At 69.8% G+C, this 20,594-nt stretch carries 18 protein-coding genes; 9 read left to right on the forward strand and 9 right to left on the reverse strand.

Going from position 1 to position 20,594, the window contains the following annotated elements; all coding sequences use genetic code 11:
- The first annotated feature begins 235 nt into the window (after positions 1-235).
- Complete coding sequence (locus FKR81_RS10700) at positions 236-2,422, forward strand: hypothetical protein (protein ID WP_146350843.1); 2,187 nt, start codon at positions 236-238, stop codon at positions 2,420-2,422.
- Here FKR81_RS10700 and FKR81_RS10705 read toward each other — a convergent pair.
- Genes FKR81_RS10705 through FKR81_RS10725 form a run of 5 tightly spaced genes read right to left on the reverse strand, consistent with a single transcriptional unit; the run spans position 2,397 to position 8,009 of the window.
- Positions 2,397-4,082, reverse strand: a complete 1,686-nt coding sequence (locus tag FKR81_RS10705) for a cytochrome P450 (protein ID WP_146350844.1) — start codon at positions 4,080-4,082, stop codon at positions 2,397-2,399. The two genes, FKR81_RS10700 and FKR81_RS10705, sit on opposite strands and share 26 nt — an antisense overlap.
- 8 nt (positions 4,083-4,090) lie before the next feature.
- Entirely contained in the window at positions 4,091-4,288 is a 198-nt protein-coding gene (locus tag FKR81_RS10710; protein ID WP_222598220.1) for a hypothetical protein, read from the reverse strand.
- Positions 4,285-5,637 (reverse strand): pyridoxal phosphate-dependent decarboxylase family protein, encoded by a 1,353-nt coding sequence (locus tag FKR81_RS10715; protein ID WP_146350846.1) that lies wholly within the window; start codon positions 5,635-5,637, stop codon positions 4,285-4,287. Before FKR81_RS10715 ends, FKR81_RS10710 begins: the two co-directional genes overlap by 4 nt.
- 10 nt (positions 5,638-5,647) lie before the next feature.
- Positions 5,648-6,466 (reverse strand): AraC family transcriptional regulator, encoded by an 819-nt coding sequence (locus FKR81_RS10720; RefSeq protein ID WP_222598221.1) that lies wholly within the window; start codon positions 6,464-6,466, stop codon positions 5,648-5,650.
- Positions 6,467-6,482: 16 nt separating this feature from the next.
- Positions 6,483-8,009 carry an alpha/beta hydrolase gene (locus FKR81_RS10725; RefSeq protein WP_222598222.1) on the reverse strand — a complete coding sequence of 509 codons (1,527 nt, stop codon included), beginning with the start codon at positions 8,007-8,009 and terminating at the stop codon, positions 6,483-6,485.
- A 188-nt stretch (positions 8,010-8,197) separates the two neighbouring features.
- On the opposite strand from FKR81_RS10725, the gene FKR81_RS10730 reads away from it, so the two are divergent.
- The 4 genes from FKR81_RS10730 (at position 8,198) to FKR81_RS10745 (ending at position 11,645) form a co-directional block, all read left to right on the forward strand.
- Positions 8,198-9,442, forward strand: a complete 1,245-nt coding sequence (locus FKR81_RS10730; RefSeq protein ID WP_146350847.1) for a sensor histidine kinase — start codon at positions 8,198-8,200, stop codon at positions 9,440-9,442.
- Positions 9,433-10,074, forward strand: a complete 642-nt coding sequence (locus tag FKR81_RS10735) for a response regulator (protein WP_146350848.1) — start codon at positions 9,433-9,435, stop codon at positions 10,072-10,074. Before FKR81_RS10730 ends, FKR81_RS10735 begins: the two co-directional genes overlap by 10 nt.
- Before the next feature lie 70 nt (positions 10,075-10,144).
- Positions 10,145-11,215 carry a CE1758 family FMN-dependent luciferase-like monooxygenase gene (locus FKR81_RS10740; RefSeq protein ID WP_146350849.1) on the forward strand — a complete coding sequence of 357 codons (1,071 nt, stop codon included), beginning with the start codon at positions 10,145-10,147 and terminating at the stop codon, positions 11,213-11,215.
- Positions 11,208-11,645: a MarR family winged helix-turn-helix transcriptional regulator gene (locus tag FKR81_RS10745; protein WP_146350850.1), complete on the forward strand. Its 438-nt coding sequence runs from the start codon at positions 11,208-11,210 to the stop codon at positions 11,643-11,645. The genes FKR81_RS10740 and FKR81_RS10745 overlap by 8 nt, the downstream gene beginning before the upstream one ends.
- Here the strand turns inward: FKR81_RS10745 and FKR81_RS10750 are convergent.
- The gene (locus FKR81_RS10750; protein ID WP_146350851.1) at positions 11,642-12,370 is read right to left on the reverse strand and encodes a hypothetical protein; all 729 of its coding nucleotides are present in this window, start codon (positions 12,368-12,370) and stop codon (positions 11,642-11,644) included. The genes FKR81_RS10745 and FKR81_RS10750 overlap by 4 nt on opposite strands.
- 87 nt (positions 12,371-12,457) lie before the next feature.
- Here FKR81_RS10750 and FKR81_RS10755 point away from each other — a divergent pair, with 87 nt between their 5' ends.
- Positions 12,458-12,661 (forward strand): hypothetical protein, encoded by a 204-nt coding sequence (locus tag FKR81_RS10755; protein WP_146350852.1) that lies wholly within the window; start codon positions 12,458-12,460, stop codon positions 12,659-12,661.
- Positions 12,662-12,774: 113 nt separating this feature from the next.
- On the opposite strand, the gene FKR81_RS10760 is transcribed toward FKR81_RS10755, so the two are convergent.
- From FKR81_RS10760 to FKR81_RS10770, 3 genes are all read right to left on the reverse strand, one after another.
- Entirely contained in the window at positions 12,775-13,827 is a 1,053-nt protein-coding gene (locus tag FKR81_RS10760) for an MFS transporter (protein WP_146350853.1), read from the reverse strand.
- Positions 13,828-13,966: 139 nt separating this feature from the next.
- Positions 13,967-15,325, reverse strand: coding sequence for a cellulose binding domain-containing protein (locus tag FKR81_RS10765; RefSeq protein WP_146350854.1), 1,359 nt, complete (start codon positions 15,323-15,325; stop codon positions 13,967-13,969).
- A 370-nt stretch (positions 15,326-15,695) separates the two neighbouring features.
- A complete protein-coding gene (locus FKR81_RS10770) occupies positions 15,696-16,442 on the reverse strand; it encodes an SGNH/GDSL hydrolase family protein (protein ID WP_146350855.1) in 747 nt (248 codons plus the stop codon).
- Positions 16,443-16,681: 239 nt separating this feature from the next.
- Between FKR81_RS10770 and FKR81_RS10775 the strand changes: the two genes are divergently transcribed.
- The 3 genes from FKR81_RS10775 (at position 16,682) to FKR81_RS10785 (ending at position 20,549) form a co-directional block, all read left to right on the forward strand.
- Entirely contained in the window at positions 16,682-17,584 is a 903-nt protein-coding gene (locus FKR81_RS10775; RefSeq protein ID WP_186762898.1) for a DUF4142 domain-containing protein, read from the forward strand.
- 85 nt (positions 17,585-17,669) lie between these two features.
- A complete protein-coding gene (locus FKR81_RS10780; RefSeq protein ID WP_146350857.1) occupies positions 17,670-19,175 on the forward strand; it encodes a DUF1996 domain-containing protein in 1,506 nt (501 codons plus the stop codon).
- Positions 19,176-19,370: 195 nt separating this feature from the next.
- Entirely contained in the window at positions 19,371-20,549 is a 1,179-nt protein-coding gene (locus FKR81_RS10785; RefSeq protein WP_146350858.1) for an alginate lyase family protein, read from the forward strand.
- Positions 20,550-20,594 lie beyond the last annotated feature (45 nt).

Here is a 20,594-nt window from a genome sequence, read left to right on the forward strand (position 1 = left end):
CGCCGGTGACCCCGATTTCACCCCATCGGCGGCCTCAAGTCGCGAAGTCGGTATGACCTGGAATGGCAATACCGCTGGTCGACGCACAGCATCCCGCGAAACCCACGCCGAGTGACCTGTCGATTGCGACAGGTGAGCTGTCGATAACGATAGGATCACTGTCCCAACCAGTGGACAGATCCGGTCACCAACTGCGCCGACTAACGTTCGAAGCCGGGGTACCGATCGGTTCGACGTGTCGTCCAAATACGGCCAGGAGCTGACCGCGCTCGAGCAGTCGCTCGTCGACCACGTCGAACGCGGCACTCCGCTCGACCTGCTCGGCGACCGCTCCGGTCCTCCTGGCGAAGCCGCGATGCGGTCCTGGGGCGACGACCGGACCATCCGGTCGTGGGTGATCCGCGACATCCTGCTCGGCCGCCTGGCGGCCGATCCCGACCCGCACGGCATCGACCTCCACGGCTGCCGCATCACCGGCCGGCTCGACCTGATGCACGTCCGCACCGAGGTCGCGGTGCGGTTCACGCACTGCCTGCTGCCCGAAGGCGTCGATGTTCGATACGCCCGGCTCGGCCCGGTCGGCCTGACCCACTGCCGGATCGAGCACCGGACGCTCACCGCGTTCAACGCACTGCAGCTCAGCGCACCGATGCTCGATCTCTCCGACACGACGATCGTCAACTCGAGCCCCGTCGCCGCTCTCCACCTGCTCGAGGCGCAGATCGGCGGCGTCCTGGAGCTCGACCGCTCGAAGCTCCGCAACGACAGCGGGCCCGCCATCTGCGCCGACGCGATCCAGGTCGGCGGCGCGTTGCTGATGCGCCAAGCCGTGGCCGTGGGCACCAGCGAACGCGGTGCGGTCTGCCTGTTCAACGCCAGAGTCGACGGTTCGGCGGAGCTCGACGGCACGGAACTGCGCAACAGCGCGGGCCCCGCCTTGTACGCCGAACTGGCGCACGTCCAGGGGCCGCTGTACCTGCGGCTCGGGTTCACCGCGACCGGATCGGGCACGGCGAGCGCGGTGAACCTGCGCAGCACCAGGCTGTGTGCGTTCGCCTGTTCCGGGGCGACGATGCGGAGCGCGTCCGGCCCCGCGCTCCTGCTGTCCGGAGCTCGGATCGACGGGCCGCTCGACTGCTCAGGAGCAACGTTCGACAGCGCGTCCGGACCGGGCCTCGTCGCGTCGCACGCGCGGATCGAAGGGTCGATGATCTGCAACAGGGGGTTCACGGCCACGGGCTCGGGCCGCTCGGGCGCGGTGTCCATCGTCGACGCGCGGATCGGCAACGCACTGGAATGCGACGGCGCCGTCCTCCGCAACAAGACGGGTCCCGCCCTGGACGCCGAGGGTGTCGACATCAAGGGTGTCCTCCTGCTGCGGAACGGGTTCACCGCCGAGGGCACCGGCGTCCGCGGTGCCGTCTCGATGATCGCGGCGAGCATCGGTGACACCACGGAGATCAGCGGGGCGAGGATCGTCAACGACCAGGGCCCCGCACTGGTCGCGAACCTGGTGAAGATCGGCGGGGTGCTGGTGCTGGACCGCGGGACCCGCATCGCGGGCACGGGACAGGAGGGCGCGCTGCAGCTCATCGACTCCCGCATCGAGGACGCCGTCGAGCTGCTCGACGCGGAGGTGCGCGACAACGGTGGCCCGGCGGTGCAGATGCGACAGGCCCGAGTCGGCCAGTCCATGACCTTCGGCGCCAGGTTCAGGGCCGTGGCGAGCAACACCCGCCTGACGGTCGGCCTGTCGCAGGTCCAGATCGGCACCACCCTGCACATCACCCCCGCCTGCGCGGAGCATCTGCGGAGTTCGGGCGCCTCCCTGGACGTGGACGGGCTGACCTACGTCGGCCTGCCCCGTGGCATCTCCTCGGCCGAGTGGCTGGAGATGCTGGGCAGCTCGACACCCTGGTACGCCGCTCAGCCCTACCAGCAACTCGCTGCCGCCGAACGCGCCGCAGGACACGACAGCGGGGTCAGACGCGTGTTGATGGCACAACGCAGGGACCAGATCGAGTCCGGCGCCTTGACCGGCAGGGGCGAGCGGTCGTGGGCCAAGGTCAGCGGCGTCACCCTCGGCTACGGCTACCAGCCGTGGCGCGCGCTGATCGCGCTCTTCCTGGTCCTGCTGATGTCCGCACTGGCCGCCGGGTTCATGGGCGGCTTGGGCGGCCTGCAGAAGGTCCGCACGCAGGCCAACGCGCCGGTCGAGTCCTGCCACCTGGTCGACCGGATCGGGTTCGGCCTCGACGCGGGTGCCCCGCTCATCACGAGCGGCACGCGCCCGAAGTGCGAGACGACGAGCGCCGCATGGGGTTCGGCGCTCACCATCAGCGGCTGGGTGCTGAAGGTGCTGGCGTGGGCGTTCGCGACGTTGTTCATCGCCGGCTTCACGGGCGCGGTGCGGAAAACGTGACCGGGAGTGCGTGCAGGCCGTAGATGGGCGCGTTGAAGCGGAACGACACGGACGAGAACGGCACCGCGATCCGCAACGAAGGCGCCCGCTCCACCAGCGCCTGCAACGCGACACGCATCTCCATCCGCGCCAGCGTCTGGCCGATGCACTGGTGCACGCCGTCGCCGAACGCCAGGTGCCCGCGGGCACGACGGCGGATGTCCAGCGAGTCCGGTGACGGGTACACCGAGGGATCGCGGTTGGCGGCGAAGAGGGACGCGACCACGCCATCACCGGGTGCCAAGGACTCCCCCGACACGACGGCGTCACCGGTCACCGCGCGCACCACGCCCTGGTGCACCGGGCTCAGGTACCGCAGCAGCTCCTCCACCGCCGAGTCCACAAGGGATGGATCGGCGACGAGCGCGTCCCACTCGCCGGACTCCTGCAGCGCCAGCACGGACAGCGCGATCGAGTTGGCCGTGGTCTCGTGCCCGCCCACCAGCAGCAGCACCGTCATGCCGACGACCTCGTCGACGGTCAGCTCCGCGGCGAGCCTGCTGATCAGGTCGTCACCGGGTGAACGAACCCGGCTGCGGACCAGCTCCTCGATGTAGGAGTGCAGCTCGTCCAGCGCCGCCTGGACGGCGTCGGCGGACAGCGTGCGGTCGTGGTGCGCCCGGCTGCGCGACGAGAAGAACGCCCGGTCCGACACGGGAACGCCGAGCAGCAGGCAGATCACGTCCGACGGGATCGGCAACGCGAAGTCCGCGACGAGGTCGGGGGACGCGCTGCCCAGGAGCGAGTCGAGGTGGGTGCGGGTGATGCGTTCGATCGACGGGCGCAGCTTCTCCATGCGGCGCACGGTGAACTCGCCGGTGAGCAGGCGGCGGTAGCGGGTGTGCTCGGGCGGGTCGGTCACCAGGAAACTGCCCGGCGCGGGCTTGCGGTCCACCACCGGACGCAGCTGCGGGTAGCCGGGACTGCTCGGGTCGGAGCTGAACCGGCCGTGGTCGCGCAGCACGGCGCGCACGTCGCCGTACGAGGTCAGCAGGGACGCGCGCTGGCCGTGCCGCAGGGACACCGTGGTCACCGGGCACCGCGAGCGCAACGACGCGGGCGGGTCGAAGCCGGGGACGCGGCTCATCGGGTACCCGCGACGCGACATCACCAGCACCGGCGCGCCGGACTCGTCGGCGTACTCCCCCACACCCACCCAGCCCGCCGACTCGTACAGGCGCCGCGCGGCGGAGTCCGGGTGCGTGCACAGCCACGCCAGGTCGTGGCCTTCGACGAACCGGGCGAGCAACCGCCGCCCCAGCCCCTGACCGCGCGCCGACGGATCGACCATCAGCTCGACGACCTGCCAGGACGGCGGGCCGAGCAACGAGTGGTCAGCCGGGGCGACGGCGTCGTAGACGCCGGCGTAGAAGGGGGTGTCCGGCACCTCGTCCGGCGACGGCCAGCCGTACACCACACCGGCCAGCCCGTCGCCTTGCGGCACCACGATCCCGCGGACGTCGGAACGGGCGGTGTGCGCGGCGAACTTGTCCGCGAACGCGGCGAAGTCCGCCTCGTCCTCGTGCCACGGCGGCTCGGCGAAGCAACGGCGGTAGAGCCGCTCCAGCGGTGCGGACCACGAAGCGAGCCCCGCCCCGTCGACGGTGATCGGTTCCCCCAAGGTTCAGCTCACTCCCCGCGCATCGAGCGGCGGATCTCCTCGAGCCGGTCGATGCCGGCCTTCTCGCGTTCCTCGAACTTGTCCTCCGGCGCGGCCTCGTCGGCGAGCTCGGTCGACGCCTCCGCGGTGGTGAACTTGTTCTCGATGCGGTCCCGCACGTAGTCGAATGTCGGCACACCGTCGGCGGTGTAGTCCGGTTCAGTCATGAAGCCCATTCTGCCCGCGCCGCGTCGTGGACGACCCGCAGCAGCTCGTCGACGTGTCGCGCGTGCTGGCGGTGGCTCAGCACGCACAGCCGCAGCGTGTGCGCGCCGTCGAGGCGGGTGCTCGACAGGAACACCCGGCGCGTGCCGTTGATCCGCTCCAGCATCCGCCCGGTGGCGCGTTCGCCGCGCGCCGAGCGGAACACGACCACGGTCAGGTCGGGTGACAGCGGCACGTCCAGCGCGGGGTCCGCCGACAGCGAGCGGTGCACGTGCGCGGCCAGGTCGAGCTTCTCGTCCAGCTCGTCGCGGAACGCGGCGACGCCGTGCAGGTGCAGCGGCAGCCAGAGCCGCATGCCGCGGAACTCCCTGGTGAGCTCCGGCCCGAGGTCGGCGTAGTCGGGCAGCCCGGTGCCGTGGTCGAGGTCCTGGAGGTAGTCGCCGTCCGCGACGTGCGCGGCCCGCAGCGCGGCCTCGTCGCGGACCAGCAGGACACCGGTGCCGTACGGCAGGAACAGGCTCTTGTGCGGGTCGAAGGTGATCGAGTCCGCGCGCGAGATGCCGTCCAGCAACGCCCTCCCGCGCGACGTCAGCTGAAAGGCGCCGCCGTACGCGCCGTCGACGTGGAACCAGACGCCGCAGCGCTCGGCCAGGTCGGCGATGTCCGCGAGCGGGTCGATCGTGCCCGTGCTGGTCGACCCGGCCGTGCCGACCACCATGAACGGCCGCAGCCCGGCAGCGCGGTCGGCCTCGATCATCGACGCCGCGGCGGAGGTGTCCATGCGCAGCGAGGAGTCGACAGGGACGACCCGCACCTGCGCCGCGGTGAGCCCGGCGATCCGCGCCGCCTTGGCCACGCAGTGGTGCGTGTGCGCGGTGACGTAGACCGTCCCGCCGGGCTGACGCGCGGCGCACAACGCGGACAGCGTCGCCATCGACGCGCCGGACGTGACGAGCCCACCGGAGCCCGCGGGCAGCCCGAAGAGGTCGCACATCCAGCGCAGCACGCTCTGCTCCATCGCCACCAGCGCGGGCGCCGTGCTCGCGACACCGGTGTAGCGGTTCACGACCTGCGCCAGCGTCTCGCCGAGCACCGAGCTGAACAGCCCACCGGCCGGGAAGTACGCGAAGTAGCCGGGCCCGGCCGTCTCCACGGCCTGCGCGGCGGCGGCCGCGAACCGGTCCAGCAGGTCGGTGAGCTCCCCCGGCGTCTCCGCGGGCGGCTCGAACACCGGGATGTCGCCCGAGGTGCTCGCGGGCGCGGTCTCCAGGCCCTCGATGAAGTCGTCGACGAACCCGTCGACGGCCTTCGTCCACTCGGCCCTGGTCGCCCGATCCGGCTGCAACGTCATGACCGGCAGGTTAGGAACGCCCGCCGCGCCGTTCTTGTACGTTCTTGCGCTGGTAGCGGCCCGGCGTGACGCCGACGAACCGGCGGAAGTGCCGCGACAGGTGCGCCTGGTCGGTGAACCCGACCTCGGCCGCGACCCGCGCGGCAGGCGTACCCGCGTCGAGCAACGCCCGCGCGGCGTGGATCCGCTGCTGCGTCAGGTAGGCGTGCGGCGGCAGCCCGAACCGGCCCCGGAACGCCCGCACCAGCCCGAACTGGCTGACACCGGCGAACTCCGCCAGCTCGCCGAGGCTCGGCGGGTCGGCCATCCGCTCGTGCAGGACGTCCCGCACCACCTCGGCCACGCGGTTCTCCACCGGCTCCGCCACCGGCATCCGTCCGCCGTACCCGCTCCACAGCACCGCGAGCGCGTGGCGCAGCGCGCTGCTCGACGCCAGCCGGTCACCGGACTCGGCGGCGACGTGCGCGGCCAGCACGGCCGACGCCGCGACCTCGTCGTACACCACGGACTCGGTGAACCACGGCGCGTTCGAACCGGCCACCTCCGCGACGACGCCGACGTCCGGGTACAGCACCCGGTAGGCCCAGCCGTCCGGTCCGCCTGGCTCACCGGTGTGCACGACACCGGGGTTGATCATCACGACGCCGCCCGCCGTGACGCGGCCGGTCTCGCTCCCGATGCGCAGGTCTTCCGCGCCCGCGCTCAGCACGCCGATCGCGAACACCTCGTGGCTGTGCGGCGCGAACCGGTGCCGCACGAACCGGGCGCGCATCAGGTCGACACCCGGCACCGCCGGATGCCCCCAGTAGTGCGCGCTGTCGGCTCCCACCACGCCAATGTACGAGCTACTCGGAGCAGGTCAGATCGGCTGCGGGCAGGTCACCCGTGTCGAGGTAGGCGTTCACGGCCGCGTCGACGCAGCTGGAGCCCCGGAACAAGTAGACGCCGTGGTCGCGGGCACCCGCCAAGGTGATCATGCGGGAGCCGCGGAGGTCTCGGTGCATGGCCTGGCCGAACTCGAGGAGCGCGCTGATGTCACCGGCGGCCTGGACGACCAGGGCCGGTACACCGTTGCGGATCCGGATCGGACGCTCCCGCGGAGGGTTCGGCCAGAACGCGCACGGCGTGATGTTGCTGCCCAGCGGGCCGAACAGAGGTGCCTCGGCGCGCCGTGTTTCGACGGTGCGCCAATACGTCTCGACGGTGCGCGACACCGGCGCGTCGCCGCACTGCACGGCGGTCGCCGCGCTGCGCAGCACGGAGTCCCGGCCGGTCAGTTGCCCCGCCAGCGAGGTCGCGAGCGCTTCCGTCGGCTCGGCGCTGCCGGTGTCGGCCGCCCGAACCAGCACCTGCACGGTGGCCGCCAGTTCGAGGGCGGACTCCTCGCTGTCGTCGATGAGCAGGTTGACGATGAGGCCGGGGATGACGGTGTCGTCCACGAGGTACGGACCCACCCGCAGCGGTGTGGCGGCGGCCAGGTAGACCCGATGCACCGTGCTCAGCACCTGCTCGGTCGTCGTCCCGAGGTGGAACAGGTCGTCGTGCCGCGCCGCCAGTGCGGCCCATTCCCGCAGCGCCGCCTCACGCCGCGCGGCCACCGCGGGGTGCGACAGGATCGTGACGCCGGGTTGGTCCGGGTCGATGGCGCTGTCGAGCACGATCCGCCCGGCCCGCTGCGGGAACCGCTGCACGTACTGCGCGCCGAGGTAGCTGCCCTGCGAGTAGCCGAGGAACGACAGCTTCGGCGCTCCGAGTGCGGCCCGGATGACGTCCATGTCGCGGGCGGCATTGGCCGCCGACGCGTACGGCAGCACGTCGGCGTTGGTGCGGGCGCAACGGCCGGCCAGGTCCTTCGACAGCGCGACCATCCGGTCGAAGCTGTCGCGGCCGGTACCGGCGGAGCGCGGCAGCCAGCTGGCGGGCCAGCCGCAGTCGATCGGCGTGCTGCGGCCGGAGAAGCGGATGTCCATGCCGATGATGTCGAACTTGGCGCCGGTCGCGCCCATGGCCTGCCTGGCCAGTGGCACGGCGGAGAGCACCGGGTTGGCCGGGCCGCCCAGGTTGAACATCAGCGGGCCCGCGTAGTGGGCCGTGTCGGTGGCTTTGCTGCGGGCGATCGCAACGGTGATGGTGCGCCCGCGCGGCCGGCTGTGGTCCAGCGGCACGCGGATGTCGGCGCACCGCACTCCGGCTTCGTCCAGCGCGCGGCCGTCGGCGTCGTCCGGGTCGCGCTGGCACGACTTCCACTCGACGCGCTGGTGGTGGAACTGCGCGAGGTCGGCGTCCTGCGTCGTGGCGCCCGACGCGCCGGGCGCCACGGTCGTGGTGGCCAGTACCGCGGCGAGCACCACCGTCCATCGTGGTCGTTTCAACGGATTCTCCTGACGGGACAGAGGTTCGAAGGAGGCGTTGACGTTGCCACCGCACGGCACAGCTGTCAGTGGGGCGGCCAGCCGGAGCGGCTTGGGGTTTTCCACACCCCGGCGGCGGGGTTCGCCCGATGGTCGGCCGGCACCTGGAATACCTACCGTGAGGACATGACCTCAGTGGGAGCGAAGCCGTGACGGCTGTGCTGCGGGCTCTGTCGTCGCCGCGGGCGTGGCAGGCCACCTTCCACGTGGTGGCTGGGATGTTCCTCGGCGCCACGACGGGCGCGGTGATCTGGGGCGCGGGGGTGCTGTGGTGGGCCGCGGTGCTGAGCCTCGTCGAAGGTCCTACCGGCTACTGGATGCTGCCCGTGTTGTACGTGGCGGTCGCCGTGCTGGGTCCGCTGGCGGTGCCGCCGTGCGTGCAGTTCTTCAGCGCGCTGCAACGGGAGCGGTTCCGGGTGCTGCACGGTGTCGAGATCGCCGCGCCGAAGCACGACTCCGGCACCGGTTGGCGCCGAGCCTTCCGGCCGTGGACCACCGGGTCCACCTGGCGGCAGTTCGCCTACCACCTGCTCGCTCCGGTGCTGGGCGGTCTGGGCGGTGTGGTCGTCGTGCTCTGCTGGGCGGCGCCGCTGCTCGTGCTCCTGTGGGCGGACGGGGTCACCGGGCCGTGGAACTTCCTGTGGTTCGGCGGCGCCGCGGTGTTGCTGCTCGCCGCGCCGTGGGTGGCGCGCGGCATCGCCTCGGCCGACACGGCCGCGGCCCGGCGCCTCCTCGGCCGCGACCACGCCGACGAACTCGCGGAGCGGGTCGAGTCGCTGGCGCGCAGCCGGGCCGACCTGGTGGCCGCCGCCGACACCGAACGGCGCCGGATCGAGCGGGACCTGCACGACGGTGTGCAGCAGCGTCTCGTCTCCCTGGCGTTGAACTTGGGCATGGCCCGCGCCGCCTTCACCGACCAGCCGCCGGAAGTTCTCGAGGTCATCGCCGCGGCCCACGACGAGGCCACCGTCGCGCTGGCCGAACTGCGCGACTTCGTGCGCGGCCTGCATCCCGCCGTGCTCGACGACCGGGGACTCGACGCGGCGCTCTCCGGCGTCGTCGCGCGGGCGCCGCTGCCGGTGCGGCTGCACGTCGACGTCGCGCGGCGCTGCTCACCGAGCATCGAGGCGATCGCGTACTTCGCTGTGTCCGAAGCGCTGACGAACGTCGCCAAGCACGCGCAGGCGAGCCGCGCCGAGGTCGTGGCGGAACGCGTCGGCGACCGGCTGATCGTCACGGTCACCGACGACGGCCGCGGCGGCGCGTCGGTCGACAGCACCGGCACCGGGCTGCGCGGACTGGCGCAGCGTGCGGCGGCGGTCGACGGCAGTCTGACCGTGGTGAGCCCGTTGGGCGGTCCCACCACCGTTACCGTGTACGTCCCATGCGAGTAGTGCTAGCCGAAGACTCCGTTCTGCTGCGGGCCGGTCTCACCAAGCTGCTCACCGACGGAGGCTTCGAGGTCGTCGCCGCGGTGCCCGACGCCGACCAGCTGCTGACCGCGGTCGACGCGCACCGCCCCGACGTCGTGGTGGTCGACGTGCGGATGCCACCGACGCACACCGACGAGGGCATCCGGGCCGCGCTCGTCATCCGGCGGCAGCACCCGAAGATCGCGGTGTGCGTGCTGTCGCAGTACGTGGAGGAGCGGTACGCCACCGACCTGCTCTCGGTCGGCACCAGCGGCGTCGGATACCTGCTGAAGGACCGGGTCGCGCAGGTGTCGGACTTCCTCGACGCGCTGCGCCGAGTGGCCGCCGGTGGCACGGCGCTGGACCCCGAGGTCGTGGCCCAACTGCTGGTGCGCCGCCGTGACGACCCCATGCGACGGCTCACACCGCGCGAGCAGGACGTGCTGCGGCTGATGGCGGAGGGCCGCTCCAACAACGGCATCACGGCGGTGCTGAAAGTGAGCAACAGCGCGGTCGAGAAGTACGTGAGCAACATCTTCACCAAACTCGACCTGCCGCCCACCGACGCGGACCACCGCCGGGTGCTGGCCGTGCTCAAGTACCTCGGCACGTAGCCGGGAACAAAGCCAGGGGCGTCGGGGTTGACCGTGGTGTTCATGCAAATGCATCGACATCGGAGCGAAAATGCAGATCGGTGTCTTCACCGTCGGGGACGTCACCCCGGACCCCACCAACGGCCGCGTGCCCACCGAGGCCGAGCGGATCAAGGCGATGATGACCATCGCCCAGCACGCCGAGGCGGTCGGCCTCGACGTCTTCGCGACCGGTGAGCACCACAACCCGCCCTTCGTGCCGTCGTCACCGACGACGATGCTCGGCTACCTCGCCGCGCGCACGGAGCGGCTGATCCTGTCCACGTCCACGACGCTGATCACCACCAACGACCCGGTGAAGATCGCCGAGGACTACGCGATGCTCCAGCACCTCGCGGACGGCCGGGTGGACCTGATGCTGGGCCGCGGCAACACCGCGCCCGTGTACCCGTGGTTCGGCAAGAACCTCGAGGACGCGCTGCCGCTGACCGTCGAGAACTACCGGCTGCTGAGGCAGTTGTGGGACAACGAGGTCGTGGACTGGGAGGGCCGGTTCCGCACGCCGCTGCACCGGTTCACGTCGACGCCGCGCCCGCTCGACGGCGTGCCGCCGTTCGTCTGGCACGGGTCGATCCGCAGCCCCGAGGTCGCCGAGATCGCGGCGCACTTCGGTGACGGCTTCTTCGCCAACAACATCTTCTGGCCGAAGGAGCACTTCATCCGGCTGATCAACCTGTACCGCGAGCGGTACGAGCACTACGGCCACGGCACGGCGGACCAGGCGATCGTCGGGCTCGGCGGGCACGTGTTCATGCGCCCTCGCTCGCAGGACGCGATCAGGGAGTTCCGCCCGTACTTCGACGTCGCGCCGGTGTACGGCAACGGGCCGTCGCTCGAGGAGTTCGCGGCGCGCACGCCGCTGACCGTGGGCAGCCCGCAGGAGGTCGTCGACAAGACCCTGACGTTCCAGGAGTTCTTCGGCGACTACCAGCGCCAGCTGTTCCTCGTCGACCACGCCGGCCTTCCGCTCAAGACGGTGCTGGAGCAGCTCGACATGCTCGGGGAGATCGCGCCCGAGATCCGCAAGGAGATGGACTCGCGGCGTCCCGCGCACGTGCCGAGCGACCCGCCGTCGCACGAGAGCCGCCGCAAGGATGGGTGACTCGCGCACCCAGCGCACGTCCGAGGCGTGGGAGGCGCTGCTGCGGGCCCAGGTGACCCTGCAGCGGCGCCTCGCCGCGGACGACGTGTGGGACCCGATCAGCATGCGCGAGTACGACGTGCTCTACACGCTGAGCAAGTGCCCTTCGCGTCGCGCGCGGCTGCACGAGCTGAACCGCGAGATCCTGCTGACGCAGCCGTCGTTGAGCCGCATGGTCGAACGCCTCGCCCAGGCGGGGCTCGTCGATCGCGAGCCGGACCCGCACGACAAGCGCGGCACCGTCGTCGTGCTCACCGACGCCGGGCTGGAGATGCAGCGCCACATCGGACGCAGGCACGCCGCCAGCATCCGGCGGATCGTCGCGCTGTCCGACGACGACCTGCTGGCGCTGCGTTCCCTGTGCGACAAGCTGAGGACGTCGCTCGACTAGCGCAGCTTCGTCGTCCCGGCCGGACCGTCCACATGGGACAGCTTCTTGGCGAAGCAGTCGTCGCGCCCGATCTGGTGCTGGTCGCACCACCCGTTGGCCGCGTCACCGGTCGGGTAGCGCAGCGGCATCACGGTGACCCAGAAGTTCGTCGAGTCGAACGTGCTGAACTCGCCCGACCACAGCAGGAGCGCACCGGGATAGCGGGCCTTCATCTGCTGGAAGTCGGACCACACCTCGGTGTGGCCGTACGTCACGCCGCGCACCACCAGCCCGATCCGCTTGGACGACAGCTGCGGCACCCACTGCCCCACCAGGGTTTCCACCGCCGCGCGGTCGGCCATCACCTGCCGGTCCAGGTTGAAGCGGGCCTGTTCCTCCGGTGCCAGAGCGGGTGCCGCCGTCGTCGGCCTGGTCGTCGGTCGCGGGGTCATGGGCACCGGAGCGACCGGGCTGGGCGGCAGCGCGGTGCCCGGCACGGGCCTGCCGACGACCCCGCCGCTGCTGACGCGGATCTCGCCGACAGCGGTGAAACCACCTTGCCGCACCGCGATGACACCGGCGACCACGAGCATCGTCGCGAGCACCAGCCCGCCGACCGCGAGCACCGGCCGCAGCACACCGGAACGGCGTTCCGGCACCGGCTGCCAGGCCACGGGCGCGCCGCAGTTCGCGCACCAGGTGGCACCCGGACCGAGCTGGACACGACACGCACCGCAGACATCCATGACAGGTTCGTCGGCGGACGGCGTTTTCTGTTACCGGAAACCCATAATCAGGGCCTATTCGTACACTTCCTGTCCTATCGTCTGCCGGTGTTCTCCTTGGCCGAGCCGCCTCTGTTCACCCGCCTGCGCAACGCCGGCACCGTTCTCGTCGCCGGCGCGCTCGACGTCGTCGAGTGGGGCGCTCCCCCGTATGCCGACGTGACGGCGCAAACGCTGCCCGAACTCGATCGCTTCCCCGAACGCGAGCTGGCGAAGTTCCGCCCGAGATCGGCACACCGGCCGAGGACATGACGAGCCTCGCCGCCGTCGCCGGGCCCAGGGCGGCTGGAGAACACGCACTCGGACTTCGCCGTCGAACGCGAGATCGCGAAGTATCGCGAGAACACCGAACGTCGTCCGCCGCACTAGCGCCGCAGGATCACCACCCCGATCACGACGACCAGGACACCGACGGCCAGCGCGCCGTCGAGCACCCACGCCGCGTAGGTCAGGAACGCGGCCAGCTCGGAGCCCAGCCCGGCGACGGACGTGACCGTCGCGCGGGCCGAGCCGGAGATCCGGTGCTGCAGCTCGGCCTCGACGTGCACGAGCACGAACCGGTACAGGCCGTAGAACAGGGCCAGCGCGAGGATGCCGTACGGGTGCGCGATGACCGCGGCGAACACCAGCAGCAGACCGGCCGCGAGGAGCAGCACCGGTCGTGGCGACCACCGTCCGGCCAGCGCGGCACCGGCGGCGCCGGCGAGCGGAACCCCGACCACGGCAACGGGAACCCACGTCGTCGGCACAGACCAGTCCTGCGCCAGCAGCGTGAAGTACTCCTCGAACGCGTCCAGCGAGTACACCAGCGCCACCGCGAGCAACGCCCAGCGCACAGGAGGCGAGGCCGCCGCTTCACGCAGACCGGAGCGCAGCGTGGCGAAGTAGCCGATGTCCACTTCGGACTCATCGGACGAGTGCGGCGCCTCGGGCAGCCACATCGCCAGCACCGCGGACGCCAGACAGGTTCCGACGGAGACCCAGCCCGCCAACGAGTAGCCGCCGAGCGAGAACAACACCGACGCCACCAGGGCCATGGGCACCTGCGCCACCAGCTCGACGGCGGTGACGCGGGCGTTCAGCCTGGCGTACTGGTCCTCCTCCCCCAGCGCCTGCAAACCGTCGTACAGCAGCGCTTCCAGCGAGCCGGACGACAGCGAACCGCCGATTCCCCACAGCACGAAGCCGATGGCGAATCCGGTGAAGCCGGGAAAGAGGACCCAGCACGCGTACCCCGCGGCCTGCATGACTCCGGCGGCGGCCAGTGCGCCGCGGCGGGAGAAGCGGTCGGCGATCGCGCCGGTCGGGACCTCGGTGAGCACGCCGACCGTGGACCAGATCGCGAACAACACCGAGATCTGCGCGTCCGACAGACCGGTGTCCGCGAACAGCAGCGCGTACAGGGCGTAGATCGGCACGATGTTCGCGCACCACGCCCACCCGGTGGCCAGCCGGGCGATTCTCGCGGCCTCAGGTGAGGATCAATGTCGCTTGCGCATGCCCGAAGAGTACGCCGCCGGGGCCACTGAATTAGTGGCCCCGGCGGCGCTCGTCAGGTCAGAAACCCGCGGTGATCTTCGTGAACGCGAGGTCGGCCTGCTGGATGCCCGAGCAGTTCGCCGCCACCTGGCCGTCGCAGCCACCGCGGTCGCGGTTGACCGACCAGAAGGCGAGCCTGCCGAGGCCGTTGCTCTTCGCCCAGGTGGTGATGTTCTGCCACGCCTGGGTCGACGTGAGCTCGCGCTGGTCGGACAGACCGTTCATGCCGGAGACGCCGACGTGCGCGTACGCGACCGCGTCGGACCAGCCGAAGGTGGCCTTCAGCTTGTCCTTCAGGCCGTTCGCCGCGTTCTTCGTGTCGTTCTCGATGTTCGAGGCGCCGAAGTCGAACGGCATGATCGTGTAGTTGTCGATGTTCGCGCCGAGCGCCTTGGACCGGTCGATCAGCCGCCCGCCGTAGTAGTTCGGGCCGGTGGTCGTGGTGCCGAACGTGACGATCGTCCTGATGCCGGGGTTGTTCTGCTTGACGATCTTCAGCGCACCCAGGATCCGGTCCTGCACGGCCTCGTTCTCGAACTCGTCGGAGTTCTCGATGTCGATGTCGATGTGCTTGAGGTTGTAGGCGCTGATGACCTGCTGGTAGGCACCGGCGAGCGCCTCGGCCGACGAGCAGTTCGGGCCGAGCTTGTTGCCGCTCCAGCCGCCGAACGAGATCTCGATGTCACCACCCGCGCCGCGGATGGCGTTGATCGTCTGCTCGTCGACGCCACCCTTCAGCGGACGGCTGCTGTCCCACGCGGGGCTGCAACCACCACCGGAGAGCATGAACGCCAGGGTGAACCTCTTGATGCCGGTCTGGGACATCACCGACGTCGCGCTCTGCGGGTTGCCCCAGCCCAGGTACAGGTAGGGCGCGCCCTTGCCGCCGCCAGGCAGCGGCGGGTTCGACGTGGTCGTTGTGGTGGTCGTCGTCGTGGTCGTCGTGCTGGTGGTCGTCGGTGGCTGGCCGGTGCCGTCACACGAGCCGCCGTTGACCTTGCAGCCGCTCGGCGCCGTGTAGCCGCCCGAGTAGACGACGTTGAAGCCGAAGCTCGCCGAGCCACCGACCCCGATGTTGCCGTTCCAGCTGTTCTTCACCGTCACGGTCTGACCACTGGTGGTGTAGTTGCCGTCCCACAGGGCCGAGATCCGGTGGTTGGCCGGGAGGGTGAACTCGACCGTCCACGAGGTGAGCGCGGAGGTACCACCGTTGCTGATCGTGTACTTGCCCTCGTAGCCCGAACCCCAGTCCGAGCCCTTCGAGAACGTCGCCTTCACGCCGGTGGCGCCGCTGGCAGGGGCGGCCACGACGAGTCCGGCGACCACTGCGGCGACCGCAGTCGCCGCGGCCGCGAAACGCCAACGAATTTTGGACATCGTGCTCCTCACGCGCAGGGAAACGCCAGGACACTGCTTGTGCGGGGCACGCTAACTGGTCTGGACCACCTGAGGGAAGACCGTAAACGGTTTCAGGATGTCCGCGCTCTCAGCGGATCGGTGAGTGGTCCGGATGGCTCAGGCCTCGGCGACCAGCTCCACCGCCCGGAAGTGCTCGGCGGCGGCACTGACCTTCCCGAGGAAGTCCGGCCCGTTGTCCGCGGCCTTGGACCAGCCGTCGATCTGCTCGCGACTCGTCGGAGTGGCGCCACGCCGCCTCGTACAGGCCGACCAGGTGGTCCCTGGTCTCCTCCGGCCGCGCCCACAGGTGCCCGGAGAAGTTCAGACCGATCAGGCCTGCTGAGACGCCCTACGCCAGTGGACGGAGCTCAGGCCGCCGGGGCTTGACCACGTCGCCGGAGGACTCGCCGCGCAGCCTGCGCACCACCCACGGCATCACGTGCTCACGCGCCCAGCGCACGTTCTCCGCGCGCCGCACGCGCGGGTCGGCCACGAGCGCGGGCGCGAGCCGGACCGTCTCCAGCGGATGGTCGACGCCGAGACCGTCGAGTACGGCGATGGCGACCTCGTTGTGCCCCAGCGCGTTGATGTGCAGCCGGTCGTCCGACCACAGTCGACGGTCACGCAGCTGGCGCATGGCCCACATGTCGACGAGCACGGCCTCGTGGTCCCGCGCGATCGCGCGCACGTGCTCGTTGTAGATGGCGACGCGGCCGCGCATCTTGCGGAACACCGGGTCGTCCACGCCGTCGACGCCGGTGAAGAGGATGACGCGCGCGCCGGCGGCGGTGAACCGAGCGACGGCGGCGCGGTAGCCGCGCATCAGCTCGTCGATGTCCACCCGAGGCCGCATCAGGTCGTTGCCGCCCGCGTAGAGGGAGACGAGGTCCGGCTTCATCCGCAGCGCGGGGTCCAGCTGCTCGCGCAGCACCTGGCCGAGCAGCCTGCCGCGCACGGCCAGGTTGGCGTAGTGCACGCCGGTCAGCTGCTCCGCGACCCGGTCCGCCCAGCCGCGCACGCCGTTCGGCCGGGTGGGGTCCTCGTCGCCGACGCCTTCGGTGAACGAGTCCCCCAACGCCACGAAACGCTTGCTCATGCTCACCACCTTAGAGTTGTGACCCAGGCCATCGACGGCCGAGGAGACTCATCGCCAGAGAATCAAAACCGATTGGCGAGTCAAACCGAACGCCCACGTAATGACCGTCGCACGGTCGTGCGACCCCATCTGCGCGAGACGAGGACCAGCCGTCCTGGTTGCCCGCCGCCAGATAACGGTTCGATAACGCCGGGGTCTCGAAGTGAGGCGCACCCCGAGTGCTCTCCGTAGTCCCGATCGTGCGACTCCCTACAGATGCGGCCAACCCGACCCGGCGACTCCTGGTCGTCGCGTTGGGCTGCCTGACGTCAGCTCTGCTCGCGGTGGGGAGTGCGGCTGCACAACCGCCGTCGAGCGAGGGTCAGCCGCCCCCGGCCACCTCCGTCTCCACTCCCCCGCCCGGAAGCGGCGGGAAGGGCGACGAGGTGGTCGAGACGCAGTGGGGTCCGCTCGGACCCGCGGACCGGGACTTCCTGTTCAAGGTGAAGCAGGCCGGACTGTGGGAGAACCCCGCCGCGGAGAAGGTGGCGGCGAAGTCCACCAACCCCAAGTTCGCGGATGCCAGCAAGACCATCGTGGACGGGCACAAGCTGCTCGACCGGGTCGTCGATCGCGCCGGGCTGCTGCTCGGGGTCGAGCTCCCCAAGGAAGCGACCTCCGAACAGCAGGGCTCGCTCGGCGAGATGGACGCCGCGGCCAACGGTGACGAGTTCGAGGTCCTGTTCGCGAACCGTCTGCGTGCCGGACTCGGCACGGTCTACCAGGACGCCGCGAACATGAGGATGAGCACCAAGAACGAGCTCGTCCGAATTCTGACCAACCAGGCCATGATCACGCTCCTCGAGCACATCAAGGCACTGGAGGCGACCGGCCGCGTCGACTTCAACGGCGGTCAGCCCGCTGGCAACAACTCGTCCGGGCAACAGGGCGACCAGCAGGCGGGCACCGACGACACGGCCGACGGCACGATCCCGAGCGTTCCGCCGGACAGCAAGTTCACCAGGACCGCTGGTCAGAACGGCGCGTTCGGCGGCAACAACGGAGTCTTCATCGGCGCATTGGTGGTGCTGGTGCTCTCACTGGCCAGTCTCCGCCTGATAACCCGGGCCAAGAAAACAAAGCGCAAATCCAGGGCTTACTAGTTCTCGGAAGTACCCGCAAACAAAACGGCTCTTCACCGCCGTCAGTCAACCATGCCGTTTTCACACTACCTCACGAGGTGGAAGTATGGCTTTTCACCGGAAGAAATCCACACTCTGGCTAACCGCCGCGTTCGTCGCGATGACCGCGGTAGCCGGTACAGCGGCCGCGGTCGTGGTCGGCTCCGAGTCCGGCCAAGCGCTGGCGGACGGGCCGGACAAGGGCCTCTTCGTGGACATCACGAAGGTGAAGGCGAACGTGAAGAAACCAAAGGCGCAACAGGGCGCCACCACCGGCACGTTCACCGTCGACTGCGGGCGCAACGAGAACGAGCACTTCAACCCCGACAACTTCATCGCGCAGCCCGGCGTCCGCAACGGCGCCCAGCACCTGCACGACTACGTCGGCAACCTCTCCACCAACGCGGACTCGAACAACAAGTCGTTGCAGAAGGCTGGAACCACCTGCAAGAACGGCGACAAGTCCGCGTACTTCTGGCCCGTGATCCGCGTTCTCGACGCTGAGCAAGAGGCGGCCGAGGAAGCGGAGAAGAAGAAGCAGCAGGACCAGCAGAAGGACCAGAAGAAGCAGAACGGCAAGAAGCAGCGCGAGCAGCAGCAGAACGCGGACAAGGCCGCGAAGGACGCCGCTCGCGTCGACTGCCCGGACGTCGCCTCCAAGCTCGAGGAAGGCGTGCCGGACAAGGCGCAGGCCGAGATCGACAAGGAGCTCCAGGCGATCGACAAGCAGGTCGAGGACGCCGAGAAGGCACTGGAGCAGGGCAAGGGCAAGAACAACCCCGACGAGGTGCTCGGACCGCTGAAGGACAAGCGCGCGGCCGCGCTCAACCGGATGAAGGTCGCCATCGAACGGCAGGGCGAGCAGGCGCCGGAGCTCGAAGCCCTCGCGCAGTGCAAGCTGAAGGACAAGGCCAAGAACGACGAGGGCGTCGACAACGGCGACGAGAACAGCGACAACGCGCAGGCCGAAGGCGTTGAAGACAAGGCGAAGCAGAAGAACGAGGCGGAACAGGGCGCGGACAACGAGCTCGAGGGCAACGAGGGCGAGATCCAGCGTCCCGAGGTCGCCGAGATCACCTTCCGCGGCTCGCCGGTCGGCAAGGTCACCGCGATGCCCAAGTTCCTCCGCGTCCTCTACGGCGACGCCAAGGTCGGCACCAACGGCCCGAAGAACGCCAAGGAGTCCTGGACCTGCACGGGGTTCGAGGACAAGGTGCTGATCAACAAGTACCCGATCTGCCCCAAGGGCTCGAAGGTCAAGCGCATCCACGACTTCGCGAGCTGCTGGGACGGCAAGAACACCGACTCGGCGAAGCACCGGGAGCACATCATCTACCCGGACGCCAACGGCAAGTGCAAGAAGGGCTTCAAGGCGGTGCCGCAGCTGCGGATCTCGCTCACCTACAACATCCCCCAGGATGTGCAGAAGGCCGGCCTGTACGCGGTCGACTCGTTCCCCGAGGAGGAGCACGACCCCTTCGGTGACCACGACGACTTCGCCAACGTGATGTCGCAGTCGATCATGAACCGCGTCGTCAACTGCATCAACACCGGGAAGAAGTGCAAGGAGTGATCCGCACGTAGTGGTGGTGTAGCACCGCCTTTCCGCTCGAGGCCGTTCCAGGTGACTGAACCTGGGGCGGCCTCGAGATGTTTGGGGCGCAACGGTTCGAGGCCCGGTTCACCTGCGTGAACATCGGACCGGAATGTTTGACGGTGTGGTCTGGACCACACACACTGAGGCTTCCCCTGCCTCCTGGAGAAGCCGATGAAGGTCCACCGCAGCGTCGCGGTAGTCGTCTCGCTACTCGCCTCCCTGACCGTCCCCGCCGCGACCGTCCCCTCCGCAACGGCCGCCCCCGCCGCGTTCACCCACCCCGGCGTCCTCGTGTCGCGTCCCCAGCTGGACTTCATGCGCGCCAAGGTGAACGCGGGCGCCCAGCCGTGGAAGTCCGCGTACGACGCCATGCGCGGCACCGCGTACGCGTCACTGACCCGCACCGCCAAACCTCGCGCGGTGGTGGAGTGCGGCCCGTACTCGAACCCCAACCTCGGGTGCACGGACGAACGCCAGGACGCGCTCGCCGCGTACACCCTGAGCCTGATCTGGTACGTGACAAGGGATGCGCGCTACGCGCAGAAGGCGATCCAGATCATGGACGCCTGGTCCGCGACGATCAGGGACCACACGAACTCCAACGCTCCACTCCAGACCGCGTGGGCCGGCAGCAGCTGGCCGCGCGCGGCGGAGATCATCAAGTACACCTACACGGGCTGGCCCAACGCGAACCGGTTCGCCACCATGCTGCGGACCGTCTACCTGCCGGAGATCCAGAACGGCCGGGCCAACACGAACGGCAACTGGGAACTCTCCATGATGGAGGCCCCACTGGGCATCGCCGTGTTCATCGAGGACAAAGCCGCGTACGACAAGGCGGTCGGCATCTTCCGGACGCGCATGCCCGCGTACGTGTACCTGACGACCGACGGGTCGTTGCCGAAGACGCCACCCGGCAGCGGGATCGACACGCGCGCCGAGATCATCTCGTACTGGCACGACCAGTCGACGTTCGTGGACGGGCTGAGCCAGGAGACGTGCCGCGACTTCGCGCACACCGGGTACGGGATCGCCGCCGCCGCGCACTTCGCCGAGACCGCCCGGCACCAGGGGCAGGACATCTGGGGCGAGATCAAGGACCGGATGCGGCACGCGCTCGGGCTGCACACCAAGTACGAGAACGGCGACCCCGTACCGTCGTGGCTGTGCGGCGGCAGCAAGTCGCGGGAGCTCGGGCCGACCACCGAGGTCGGCTACAACGCGCTGAGCACGCGGCTCGGGATCCCGATGGCCAACACGCAGAAGTACACCGAGCAGCACCGGCCGCAGGGCACCGACAACCTGTTCATCGCGTGGGAGACCCTGACGCACGCCCAGAACCCCAGCTAGCACAGAATCGCAGCCAGCACCCCTCGCATAGAACAGGTGTTCGAG

The sequence above is a fragment of the Lentzea tibetensis genome (assembly GCF_007845675.1).
Lineage (GTDB): Bacteria > Actinomycetota > Actinomycetes > Mycobacteriales > Pseudonocardiaceae > Lentzea > Lentzea tibetensis.